Consider the following 11,720-nt stretch of genomic DNA (forward strand, 5'->3'; position numbering starts at 1 on the left):
GATGCGCCGCAAGGCAAGCCTGATCCTGCTCGCCTGTGCCGTCTTCTGCGCGGCACTGTCGCCACTGACACGCTGGTACGCCTTCCCGCGCCTGGCCCGGATCCCCGCGAACCAGTACCAGGACGTCGTCCTGGAGGCCAAGAACGCCACCCTCCTCGACTACGGCACCATGCGGGCGAAAAAGGTCCCCCAGGTCACCATCGTGCAGACCCTGAAAGGCGATGTGGCGGCCGCCGAGAAGATCGAGAAGAGCGCACACCGGCCGGTCGTCGTCTGGAACGCCCTCTCCTACGTCCAGGGCCCCGACGGCAAGATGGTCTCCGAGGTCCCCGAGCGCTACATCTTCGACGCCCACAGCCAGGCCCCCGTCCACGCCACCGGCGAGATGGTCGACGGCGACCCGGTCGAGCGGGCCGGCATCGAGTTCAAGTGGCCCTTCCTGACCCAGAAACGGGACTACGAGTACTTCGACGCGCAGACCCGCACCACCAGCCCCATCCACTACAAGGGCACCCGCGAGTTCCACGGCCTGAAGGTCTACTACTTCGAACAGACCGTCCCCTGGACCAAGGTCCCCATGCCGAAGTCCATGCCGGTCAAGGGCATCACCCCGCAGACCGTCGCCAAGACCGGCACCACCCGCTGGTACACCACCGAGCGCCGCTTCTGGGTCGAACCGGTCACCGGCGCACCGGTTTACGGCGAGGAGATCCACCAAGAGGAACTGCGCGGCGGCACCCTGCTCGGCGGACGCGCCAAGGTCACCGCGTTCGCCGGGGACGTGAAGATGCGCGAGGACTACGTCGAGCACACGGTCGCCCTCGTCAAACACAACCGCACGCTCGTCCTCGCACTCACCTCCTACGTCCCCTGGGGCGCCCTGACCCTCGGCCTGCTCCTGCTCGCCCTCTCCCTCCTCCTGGAGGCCCGCGCCCGCCGCCCCGGGGACCCGGCACCCGCCCCGGCGGCGCCACCGCGGCCGGTCAGCGCCTGAGCCGCGCGTTGGTGTGCCGGGTGGGCTCCTCCGCCGCCGGATCCTCCGGCCACGGGTGCTTCGGATAACGGCCGCGCAGCTCGGCCCGCACGGCCCGGTAGCCATCCCGCCAGAACGACGCCAGATCGGCCGTCACAGCCGCGGGCCGCCCGGCGGGGGAGAGCAGATGCACGAGCAGCGGCACGCCCGCCACCGACGGCGTCTCCCGCGACCCGAACATCTCCTGGAGCTTCACCGCGAGCACCGGCCGCTCGGGATCCCGGTAGTCGATCCGGATCCTGGACCCGCTCGGCACGGTCATCCGCTCGGGCGCCAGCTCGTCCAGGCGCACGGCCTCCCCGCTCGCCCAGGGCAGCAGCCGCGCCAGCGCCTGCCCGGCATCGATCCGCGCCAGATCCGCCCGCCGCCGAGCCCGGCCCAGCTCCGGCTCCAGCCACCGCTCCGCACCCGCGTACAGCGCCTCGTCCGACACATCCGGCCACGGCTCCCCGAGCCGGGCCCGCAGGAACGCCAGCCGCAGGCGCAGCACCTGAGCGTCCGGCGTCCACCGCAGCAGCGCGGGCCCCTCCTGCCGCAACCCTTCGAGCAGCGCCGCACGCACCAGCTCGGGCGCGGCGTCCGCCAAGGGCCGCACCGCCAGCTCGACGGCCCCGAGCCGCTCGACCCGCCGGGCCACGACATCGCCGTCCGCCCAGCGCACCTCGTCCCGCTCGTCCAGCACCGCGCCCGCCGCCGCCCGCGCCACCTCCTCGGACACGGCGGCCCCGAGCCGCACCCGGGCATGCCCCTTCCCGCCCGGCCGGTCCGCCACGGCCACCACGACCCACGGCGCCCCCCGCAACGCCGACCCCTCCGCCACCTCGGCCCGCGTCCCGGACACCATGAGGTACGACCCACCGTCCGACTTCCCGACCCGCTCGGGGAAAGCGAGCGCGGCGACCAGCCCGACGAGGCCGTCCGCACCCACACCGGACGGGACCGGCCGCCCGGAACCCGGACCCCGGGCACCCGGCCCGGGGCCCACCCGGGACCGGCCCTCCTGCACGGCCGGGTCGGAGAACTCCGCCGCGACCGACCGCAGCCGCCGTACCTCCGCCGCCCACCGCCCCGCGTAGCCGTCACCCCCACGCCGAGCGGAGCGCAACGCCCCGGCGAGATCGTCGCCGTACTCCCGCGGCACCTCCTCCGAGAGCAGCGCCACCACCTCCGCCCCCGCCCCCGACGTGTCCAGCAGCGCCCGCCCCAGCCGCGGGTGCAGCCCGAGCCGGGAGAGCCGTACGCCGCGTTCCGTCGCCCGCCCCGCGGAGTCCACCGCGCCCACCGCCACCAGCGCGGAGCGCGCCGCCGCCATCGCACCGCCCGGCGGCGGATCCAGCAGCGCCAGACCCGAGGCGTCCGGATCACCCCAGCAGGCGGTTTGGAGCGCGAACGACGTCAGATCGGCCACCTTGATCTCCGGCGCCGGGAACGCCGGCAGACGGCCGTCCTCGGCCTCCGCCCAGCACCGGTACACCGCACCCGGCGCCTCCCGCCCGGCCCGGCCCGCCCGCTGCCGCCCGGCCGCACGCGACGCCCGTACCGTCGTCAGCCCACTGAGCCCCCGCGCATGATCCACCCGGGGCTCCCGGGCCAGCCCCGAGTCCACCACCACCCGCACCCCGGGCACGGTCAGCGAGGACTCCGCGACCGACGTCGCCAGCACCACCCGCCGCCGCCGACCGGCCGCCAGCACCGCGTCCTGCACGGCCGCGGGCGCCCGCCCGTGCACCTGGAGCACCTCCACCCCGGCCGGCTCACCCAGCAGCCCGGCCACCCGCGCGATCTCGCCGACCCCGGGCAGGAAACACAGCACGTCACCGTCCCGCTCGGCCAGCGCCCGCCGCACCACCGACGCCACATGCGCCAGCAGTACGGGGTCCACCCGCATCCCGTGCGGCGGCCGCACCGGCCGCACCGGCGGCGCCCACACCACCTCCACGGGATGCGCGGTCCCCGCCGCCTCGACCACCGGCGCCCCGCCCAGCAGCCGCGCCCACCCCCGCGCGTCCGTGGTCGCCGACGCGGCCACCAGCCGCAGCTCCGGCCGCAGCGCCTGCCGCACGTCCCACAGGAAAGCCGCCACCGTGTCGGCGTCCAGATGCCGCTCATGACACTCGTCGAGCACGACGACGTCCACCCCGGCCAGCTCCTGATCGCGCTGGAGCCGCTGGAGCAGCACCCCCGTGGTCACGACCTCCACCCGCGTGCGCCGCCCCACGGCCCGCTCCCCGCGCACCGTGAAACCCACGCTCTCGCCGGGCCGCTCACCCAGCAGCCACGCCATCCGCCGCGCCGCCGCACGCGCCGCGATCCGCCGCGGCTCGGCCACCACGACCCGCCGCGCGGGGATCCGCCGCGGCTCGGCCACCACGACCCGCCGCGCGGGGCCGTCCCCGACCAGCCCCGCCAGCACCAGCGGCACCAGGGTCGTCTTGCCGGTACCGGGCGGCGCCACCAGGACGGCGGCGCCGTCGGCCGCGAGCGCGTCGGTCAGGGCGGGCAGGGCGGAGCGCACGGGCAGCGCGTCCAGGGCGTCGTAACGGATCACGCCTTAAGTGTCGTACGACGCCCGAACCCGCCCCCGCGTCCCCGATCGGGGAGGTTTCAGTCCCGCTCGCACACGAAGACGGCGGTACCCGGGATCAGGCTGCCCCGCAGCGGGGACCAGCCGCCCCACTCCGAGCTGTTCCAGGCCGGCCACTCCGGCTCCACCAGGTCCACCAGGCGGAACCCGGTGGCCACGATGTCGCGGACCCGGTCGCCCAGCGTCCTGTGGTGCTCCACGTAGACCGCCCCGCCCCGGTCGTCCTGCTCCACATAGGGCGTGCGGTCGAAGTACGAGGCGGACACCGACAGGCCCTCGGGACCCGGCTCGTCCGGGAACGCCCAGCGGATCGGGTGGGTCACCGAGAAGACGAACCGGCCGCCGGGCCGCAGCACCCGCCGCACCTCGCTCAGCACCAGGCGCGGATCCGCGACGAACGGCAGCGCGCCGTACGCCGAGCACGCCAGGTCGAAGGAACCGTCCGCGAAGGGCAGCGCGCCCGCGTCCGCGCACACCAGCGGAAACGATCCGCCGATGCGCAGCGCGTGCTGGAGCTGGCGGTGCGAGAGATCCAGGGCCACCGGACGGGCGCCCTGGGCGGCCAGCCAGCGCGCGCACTGCGCCGCGCCCGCGCCGATCTCCAGGACCTCCTTGCCCTTCAGGTCCTCCGGCGGGCCGAGCAGCTCGGCCTCCACCTCGTCCAGACCCTCCGGGCCCCACACGAAGCGGTCGTCGCCGAGGAACGTGCCGTGCTCGACCTGGTACTCGTCCGCGTTGCGGTCCCACCAGCCCCGGTTGGCCCGGCTGCTCTCCGCGACATCGGCGTCACGGCGGGTGGCTTCGGGCTCGAACCCCTCGGGCTCGGGCCGTTCGGACTCTTGGATGATCGGCTCCCTCGTCGTAATCTTCCGTCCCGACCCACCGGACGGCGGTACGCCGTGGACGGGGTCGCACAGCCCTGCCGCGCGGACTTATGGGACATTTTGTGCCGGGTATACGGCGATCCGCCCCGGGTGTGCGCCTTCGCGCATTGACCCTTTCCGGCTGCCCCCGTATGCTACAAGTTGCGCTGCGGGCTTGCGCGCCTCAGACGTAGCAGGCTGCGCTCGCATCTGTATGTATGTCCCCTCGGTTTTCGAGGCGCCACCGGGCACCCGGTGTCCTGAAAAGGTGGCGCTTCCTTGGCTGTCCGGCTTCTGCAGAGCGAAACAGGCTCCCGGCGTAAGCAGTACCTACGACTTCAATGTCCGTACCGGAGCCCTTTCCCACATGACGAGCAGCACCGAGACCACCGCCACCACCCCGCAGGTAGCGGTCAACGACATCGGTAACGAGGAAGCCTTCCTCGCCGCGATCGACGAGACGATCAAGTACTTCAACGACGGCGACATCGTCGACGGCGTCATCGTGAAGGTCGACCGGGACGAGGTCCTGCTCGACATCGGTTACAAGACCGAAGGTGTCATCCCGAGCCGCGAGCTCTCGATCAAGCACGACGTCGACCCGAACGAGGTCGTGGCCGTCGGCGACGAGATCGAGGCCCTGGTCCTCCAGAAGGAGGACAAGGAAGGCCGCCTGATCCTCTCGAAGAAGCGCGCCCAGTACGAGCGTGCCTGGGGCACCATCGAGAAGATCAAGGAAGAGGACGGCATCGTCACCGGTACCGTCATCGAGGTCGTCAAGGGTGGTCTCATCCTCGACATCGGCCTCCGTGGCTTCCTGCCGGCTTCCCTCGTCGAGATGCGTCGTGTCCGCGACCTCCAGCCGTACGTCGGCAAGGAGCTCGAGGCCAAGATCATCGAGCTGGACAAGAACCGCAACAACGTGGTCCTGTCCCGCCGTGCCTGGCTGGAGCAGACCCAGTCCGAGGTCCGCCAGACGTTCCTCACGACCCTCCAGAAGGGTCAGGTCCGCTCCGGCGTGGTCTCCTCGATCGTCAACTTCGGTGCCTTCGTGGACCTGGGTGGCGTCGACGGTCTGGTCCACGTCTCCGAGCTGTCCTGGAAGCACATCGACCACCCGTCCGAGGTTGTCGAGGTCGGCCAGGAAGTCACCGTCGAGGTCCTCGACGTGGACATGGACCGCGAGCGCGTCTCCCTGTCGCTGAAGGCGACCCAGGAAGACCCGTGGCAGCAGTTCGCCCGCACCCACCAGATCGGCCAGGTCGTGCCCGGCAAGGTCACGAAGCTGGTTCCGTTCGGTGCGTTCGTCCGCGTGGACGAGGGCATCGAGGGTCTGGTCCACATCTCCGAGCTGGCCGAGCGCCACGTGGAGATCCCGGAGCAGGTCGTCCAGGTCAACGACGAGATCTTCGTCAAGGTCATCGACATCGACCTCGAGCGTCGTCGCATCAGCCTCTCGCTGAAGCAGGCCAACGAGTCCTTCGGCGCCGACCCGTCGGTCGTCGAGTTCGACCCGACCCTGTACGGCATGGCCGCGTCCTACGACGACCAGGGCAACTACATCTACCCCGAGGGCTTCGACCCCGAGACCAACGACTGGCTCGAGGGCTACGAGAAGCAGCGCGAGGAGTGGGAGCGCCAGTACGCCGAGGCGCAGTCCCGCTTCGAGCAGCACCAGCAGCAGGTCATCAAGTCCCGCGAGGCCGACGCCGCTGCCGCGGCCGAGGGCGGCGAGGCTGCGGCTCCGGCCGCGACCGGCGGCGGCTCGTACTCCTCCGAGGGTGCGGACACCTCCGGCGCCCTGGCGTCGGACGAGGCGCTGGCCGCGCTGCGCGAGAAGCTCGCGGGTGGCCAGAGCTGAACGCTGGCCGCTGAGGCTTAGCAGGTAGCTGCTTGAGGGGCTCCACCTTTCGAGGTGGGGCCCCTCAGGGTTTTCCCGGGGCGGTTCGGTGGTGGGCCGCTGCGGGTCCGTCGTGGCTGGTCGCGCAGCTCCCCGCGCCCCTAGGGGATCACCGCAGCCCTTGTCAGGAAGTCACCGCGATATTCGTCAGGCCCTTGCCGCCTGTCGCCGTGTTCGAGGTGTAGACCGTCGTCCGGCAGTCAGCGCTGTAGTTGGTCACGTTGACGGCCAGCTGGGTGGGGCCCGTGGCGCCGGTCAGGGTGGAGTGGTTGCCCTTGAAGATCGTGCCGCAGCCCCAGCCCGGCTGCTGGGTGTGGGTCTGGTAGCCGTCGTTGCTGGTACGGGTGCCGGTGTTGTCCTGGACCAGGACGTCGTTGCCCTTCACATCGACCCAGGAGTCGTCGTAGTTCGCGCCGGTCAGGCCGCTGCCGTCGAAGGTGTTGCCGATGATCCGGGTGCCGGTCGTGCCCTCCTTGACGTCGACGTTCTCACCGCCCACGTCCGGGCCGATGGTGTTGTCGACGATCTGCACGCGGTCGCTGTTGTCGGACAGGGTGTTGGCCGTGCCGACGTAGACGCCCTCACCCATGCCGCCGCCGTCGTTCCCGGTGTCGTAGATCCGCGAGTTCCTGATCACGCCGTCCGTGCTGGAATCGCGGAAGTGCACGCCCTCCATGGCCAGGCCGTGCACCGTGACGCCGTCCACGATCACGCCCTCGGCCGCGTCGATCATGATGCCCTTCTGGCTCCCGGTCACGGTCAGTCCGCTGACCGTCCAGTAGGAGGCGCCGTTCAGATGGAGCCCGTAGCCGCCGCTCGCGGTGAGGACGGCCTCGGCGGAGCCGGTGAGGGTGATCCTGGCGGACGCCGTGGCCGGTGCGGTCGCGTTGAAGTTGCCCTTGTAGGTGCCGTCCGCGAGATGGATCGTGGCGCCGGGCCGCGCGTTCGCGAGTGCGGTCTTCAGCTGGGCCGCGGTCGTCACCTCGACCGTCGACGCGGCCATGGCCGGAGCCGGGCCCGCGAGCAGCAGACCACCGGTGACGGTGGCCGCCGCGATCAGGGAGGTGAGCGGCATGGATATGCGCATAGGGGGTGCCTTCCTGTCCCAGGGACGAGCTCTTACGGGCTCTTACGTGAAACCGGGCGATCTCATACGTGAATCGTGGCCGTCATGGTGAACAGTGCACCGTGAAGGTACGGACCAGGTGACGGAGCGTCAAGACGGAGCGTCAGGACGGTCTACGGAAGATCGCTGATCAGCGGCGTGTCGCGGGAATGCCCCCGTTCCAGGCCGCGTTGTAGCGGAGGAACAGGAGGAGGAGCGGTCACAGTGCTTGATCCGCAGGGTTTGTACGCATGGGAGCCGAAGGGCCTCGCCGTGGTCGACATGGCGCTCGCCCAGGAATCGGCCGGCCTTGTCATGCTCTACCACTTCGACGGATACATCGACGCGGGCGAGACCGGTGACCTCATCGTCGACCGGCTGCTCGACTCACTGCCCCACCAGGTCGTCGCCCGGTTCGACCACGACCGGCTCGTGGACTACCGGGCCCGCCGGCCTCTGCTCACCTTCAAGCGCGACCGCTGGACCGACTACGAGACCCCGGCCATCGAGGTCCATCTCGTCCAGGACACCACCGGCGCCCCCTTCCTGCTGCTGTCCGGGCCCGAGCCGGACGTGGAGTGGGAGCGCTTCTCGACGGCGGTACGACAGATCGCCGACCGGCTCGGCGTCCGCCTGGCCGTGAACTTCAGCGGCCTGCCCATGGGCGTGCCGCACACCCGCCCCGTGGGCCTCACCCCGCACGGCAACCGCACCGACCTGGTCCCCGGCCACACCAGCCCCTTCGAGGAGGCCCAGGTGCCCGGCAGCGTGGAGCAGCTGGTGGAGTACCGGCTCATGCAGGCCGGTCATGACGTCCTGGGCGTCGCCGCGCACGTCCCGCACTACATCGCCCGCTCCCCGTACCCGGACGCCGCGCTGACCGTCCTGGAGGCCATCACCGCCGCCACCGGCCTGGTCCTGCCCGGCATCGCGCACTCCCTGCGCACGGACGCGCAGCGCACCCAGACCGAGATCGACCGGCAGATCCAGGAGGGCGACGAGGAGCTCACCGCCCTCGTCCAGGGCCTGGAGCACCAGTACGACGCGGTGGCCGGCGCCGAGACCCGGGGCAATATGCTCGCCGAACCGGTGGAGATCCCGTCCGCCGACGAGATCGGGCGCGAGTTCGAGCGATTCCTCGCGGAGCGTGAGGGGGAGGCCTGAGCCTCGGCTTCCGCCGCTGTCCGGCCTCAAGGCCCTGCCCCTGTCGGTGGCAGGGCCTAAGCTTCCGCTCATGCTGAAAGTTGGCCTGACCGGCGGGATCGGCGCCGGCAAGAGCGAGGTGTCCCGGCTGCTCGTGGAGCACGGAGCCGTGCTGATCGACTCCGACCGCATCGCACGGGAGGTCGTGGCGCCCGGCACGCCCGGTCTCGCCGCCGTGGTCGAGGCGTTCGGCCCGGACATCCTCGCCGAGGACGGGGGTCTGGACCGGCCCCGCCTCGGCTCGATCGTCTTCGCCGACTCGGCCAGACTCGCGGTCCTCAACTCGATCGTGCACCCCTTGGTCGGCGCCCGCTCCCGTGAACTGGAGGAGGCCGCGGCCCCCGACGCCGTGGTGATCCACGACGTCCCCCTGCTCACCGAGAACGGCCTGGCGCCGTTCTACGACCTCGTGATCGTCGTGGACGCGAGCCCCGAGACCCAGCTCGACCGGCTGATACGGCTGCGCGGAATGACCGAGGACGACGCCCGCGCCCGCATGGCCGCGCAGGCCACCCGCGAGCAGCGACACGCGATCGCGGACCTGGTGATCGACAACGACGTGCCGCTGGACGCGCTGCGCAAGCGGGTCGACGCGGTCTGGGACGACCTGGTGCGCCGGGCCCACGGGCGCTCCACCGGGGACCGGCCCGCGGAATAGCGGCCCGGGCAGGGGCGTTGAACCTCGGGAACAAGGGAAGGACTCTGCCGTGCCCGAGACCAGCGGTTCCCCCGGACCCACTCCGGAGACGCATGTCATCGATTTCCGTGCCGCGGAGCAGCTGCTCCACGCGCGGGATCCGCGGGGTGCGGTGAAGCTGCTCGACGGAGTCATCGCCGCGCATCCCGAGAACACCGCGGCCCGGCTGCTGCGCGCGCGTGCCTTCTTCGCCGCCGCGCAACTGCGGCCCGCCGAGCTGGAGTTCACCATCGTCCTGGAGCGGGAGCCGGACAACGCCTACGCGCACTTCGCCCTGGCCCGCACCTACGAGCGCCAGGGCCGCGCCGACCAGGCCAAGCGCCACTTCCGGCTGGCCGCGGCACTCGATCCGAACCCGGAGTACCTGAAGGCGGCCCGGTTCGACGGCTGATGCCGTGCCCGTGACGGCGGACGTCCGTCAGGGGTGCCGGTGGCGCGGCGGCCGGGCCCAGGAGGGGCCGCGCCGCGACAGCCGGGGACCGCGGGGCCCGTCGTCGTCCGGCGGCTGGTACGGCGGCACGTCCCGGCCCGGCTGATAGTGCGGGCCCTGCCTCAGATGCCGGACGATCATGGCGAGGTCGACGGTGACGATCAGCAGCAGCACCCCGCAGGCGGCCGCCCAGCCGGGGCGTCCGACGAGCGCGAACACCACCGTGCCGAAGACCGCCCAGACCAGCCCCCACACACTCAGCCACAACCGCGCCCGCAGAGCACTGCGCGCGGTCGCCGGTTCACTGCCTGTACGCATCGGATCACCACTCCTTCTTGCAACGTACTCCCCGGGGCGGTGGGGTGCGTGCAGCTCGTTCCCCGTCCCGCGAGTTCCCGTTCTGCGGTGAATCGCTCGAACGGATGAACCGTGGTCGAACGGGAACGGGACGGCGGGGACGGGCCGTTCTTCGGGCATGACGGTCGAGATGCGTGAGGGATACGAGGGCACAGGCACGGGTGCGATCACCCCGGACGGCTGCGCGGTGGAGGTCTACACGCGGCTGCCGATCGGACCGGAGCCGGACATCATCGCCGCGGCGGTACCGCCCGGGGCGCACATCCTGGAACTGGGCAGCGGGGTGGGCCGGATGACCCACCCGCTGCTGGAACGCGGCTTCACGGTCACCGCGGTGGACGAGTCCCCCGACATGCTGGCCCGGATCCACGGGGCACGCGCCATATGCGCCCCGATCGAGGAACTGGACCTGGGCGGCGAGAAGTTCGAGGTGGTGATGCTCGCCTCGTTCCTGGTCCATGCCGGTGACGAGGAGGTGCGCCGGGGCCTGCTGCGCACCTGCGCCCGCCATGTGGCCGACGGCGGCTGCGTGCTCATCCAGCGGGAGGGCGCGGACTACCACACCGATGTGCCGAGAGAGCGGGTCGACCCGGCCGGCTTCACGGTCCGCATCGCCTCGGTGACCCCCGTAGGCGACGGAGTGGACTCCGTCCATGTCGAGTACGACTTCCCGGACGGCACCTGGACCCAGACCTTCCTCGCCCGGCCCCTGACGAAGGAACAGTTCGAATCAGCGCTGGCGGAGGAGGGGCTGGAGGTGGACAAGTACCTGACGCCGGACGGGATGTGGGTACGGGCCGTGCGGACGACACGGTAGGTGCCCAGGAGGACGCGGCGGCCGGCAGGAGGACGCTGGGGGCGTAAGAGGGACGCGGTGGGCGCGAGGCGGACGCCGTGGGGCGGGCGCGGTGTGCCCGGCGTCACCCGTCACCGTCCCCTCGACCGCCCCTCGGGTCCGCTCATGCCGCTGCTGAACCCCGGTGGTGTGAGGCCGCGCAGGCGTTCCATGTCCCGGCGGTCGCGCTTGGTGGGCCGACCGGTGCCCCGGTCGCGGATCCCGGCGGGGGCGACGGTCTCGCGGGGCGGCGGGGGAGGGGAGTTGTCGATGTAGCACTGCACGGCCACGGGCGCACCGACCCGCTTGCGGATGAGGCGCTTGACGATCACGATCCGCTCCCGGCCCTCGCTTCGCAGGCGGACCTCGTCGCCCACCCGTACCGAGTAGGCAGGCTTCACCCGCTCACCGTTCACACGCACATGCCCACCACGGCAGGCGGTGGCGCCCTGGGAACGCGTCTTGATCAGGCGTACGGCCCAGATCCAGCTGTCGATCCGGACCGTCTCCCCGCTGCCGGGCCCCGCGGCCCTGGCGGCGGCGACCGCGGCGGCGACCTCGGGGTCCACCGCGGGGTTCGCCGCGGGTTCCGCCTCGGGGTCCACCGGTCCGCCGGCCGAGGCACCGGCGTTCCCGGCACCCTGGGCGGGTCCCGTCCCGGCCGTCCCGTCGGTGCCCGGGTCCACGTTCTCGTCCGCATCCTCGGAAGCCAT

At 71.9% G+C, this 11,720-nt stretch carries 10 protein-coding genes and 1 pseudogene; 6 read left to right on the forward strand and 5 right to left on the reverse strand.

Features of this window, described 5'->3' with window-relative positions; all coding sequences use genetic code 11:
• Position 1 precedes the first annotated feature (1 nt).
• Positions 2 to 994: a DUF3068 domain-containing protein gene (locus tag ACLF5H_RS05670; protein WP_421674962.1), complete on the forward strand. Its 993-nt coding sequence runs from the start codon at positions 2 to 4 to the stop codon at positions 992 to 994.
• On the opposite strand, the gene hrpB is transcribed toward ACLF5H_RS05670, so the two are convergent.
• Positions 984 to 3,581, reverse strand: a complete 2,598-nt coding sequence (gene hrpB / locus ACLF5H_RS05675) for an ATP-dependent helicase HrpB (protein ID WP_421674963.1) — start codon at positions 3,579 to 3,581, stop codon at positions 984 to 986. The two genes, ACLF5H_RS05670 and hrpB, sit on opposite strands and share 11 nt — an antisense overlap.
• Positions 3,582 to 3,637: 56 nt before the next feature.
• Positions 3,638 to 4,483, reverse strand: coding sequence for a class I SAM-dependent methyltransferase (locus ACLF5H_RS05680; protein ID WP_421675118.1), 846 nt, complete (start codon positions 4,481 to 4,483; stop codon positions 3,638 to 3,640).
• A gap of 364 nt (positions 4,484 to 4,847) precedes the next feature.
• Between ACLF5H_RS05680 and rpsA the strand changes: the two genes are divergently transcribed.
• Positions 4,848 to 6,341 (forward strand): 30S ribosomal protein S1, encoded by a 1,494-nt coding sequence (gene rpsA, locus ACLF5H_RS05685; RefSeq protein ID WP_421674964.1) that lies wholly within the window; start codon positions 4,848 to 4,850, stop codon positions 6,339 to 6,341.
• A gap of 163 nt (positions 6,342 to 6,504) precedes the next feature.
• Here rpsA and ACLF5H_RS05690 read toward each other — a convergent pair whose 3' ends face one another.
• Positions 6,505 to 7,467, reverse strand: coding sequence for a right-handed parallel beta-helix repeat-containing protein (locus ACLF5H_RS05690; RefSeq protein ID WP_421674965.1), 963 nt, complete (start codon positions 7,465 to 7,467; stop codon positions 6,505 to 6,507).
• A gap of 243 nt (positions 7,468 to 7,710) precedes the next feature.
• Between ACLF5H_RS05690 and ACLF5H_RS05695 the strand changes: the two genes are divergently transcribed.
• The 3 genes from ACLF5H_RS05695 to ACLF5H_RS05705 all read left to right on the forward strand — a co-directional run bounded on the left by ACLF5H_RS05695 (position 7,711) and on the right by ACLF5H_RS05705 (position 9,776).
• The gene (locus tag ACLF5H_RS05695) at positions 7,711 to 8,649 is read left to right on the forward strand and encodes a PAC2 family protein (RefSeq protein WP_421674966.1); all 939 of its coding nucleotides are present in this window, start codon (positions 7,711 to 7,713) and stop codon (positions 8,647 to 8,649) included.
• Positions 8,650 to 8,719: 70 nt separating this feature from the next.
• Positions 8,720 to 9,346 (forward strand): dephospho-CoA kinase, encoded by a 627-nt coding sequence (coaE, locus tag ACLF5H_RS05700; RefSeq protein ID WP_421674967.1) that lies wholly within the window; start codon positions 8,720 to 8,722, stop codon positions 9,344 to 9,346.
• Positions 9,347 to 9,395: 49 nt separating this feature from the next.
• A complete protein-coding gene (locus ACLF5H_RS05705; RefSeq protein ID WP_421674968.1) occupies positions 9,396 to 9,776 on the forward strand; it encodes a tetratricopeptide repeat protein in 381 nt (126 codons plus the stop codon).
• 105 nt (positions 9,777 to 9,881) lie between these two features.
• On the opposite strand, the pseudogene ACLF5H_RS05710 reads toward ACLF5H_RS05705, so the two are convergent.
• Positions 9,882 to 10,133, reverse strand: a pseudogene (locus tag ACLF5H_RS05710) (DUF6343 family protein); the annotation flags it as partial.
• 157 nt (positions 10,134 to 10,290) lie between these two features.
• Here ACLF5H_RS05710 and ACLF5H_RS05715 point away from each other — a divergent pair.
• Positions 10,291 to 10,989 (forward strand): class I SAM-dependent methyltransferase, encoded by a 699-nt coding sequence (locus ACLF5H_RS05715; protein ID WP_421674969.1) that lies wholly within the window; start codon positions 10,291 to 10,293, stop codon positions 10,987 to 10,989.
• A 110-nt stretch (positions 10,990 to 11,099) separates the two neighbouring features.
• Here the strand turns inward: ACLF5H_RS05715 and ACLF5H_RS05720 are convergent, their stop codons facing one another.
• A complete protein-coding gene (locus ACLF5H_RS05720; RefSeq protein WP_421674970.1) occupies positions 11,100 to 11,720 on the reverse strand; it encodes an RNA-binding S4 domain-containing protein in 621 nt (206 codons plus the stop codon).

It is taken from the genome of Streptomyces sp. LaBMicrA B280, from assembly GCF_049222185.1.
Classification (GTDB): domain Bacteria; phylum Actinomycetota; class Actinomycetes; order Streptomycetales; family Streptomycetaceae; genus Streptomyces; species Streptomyces murinus.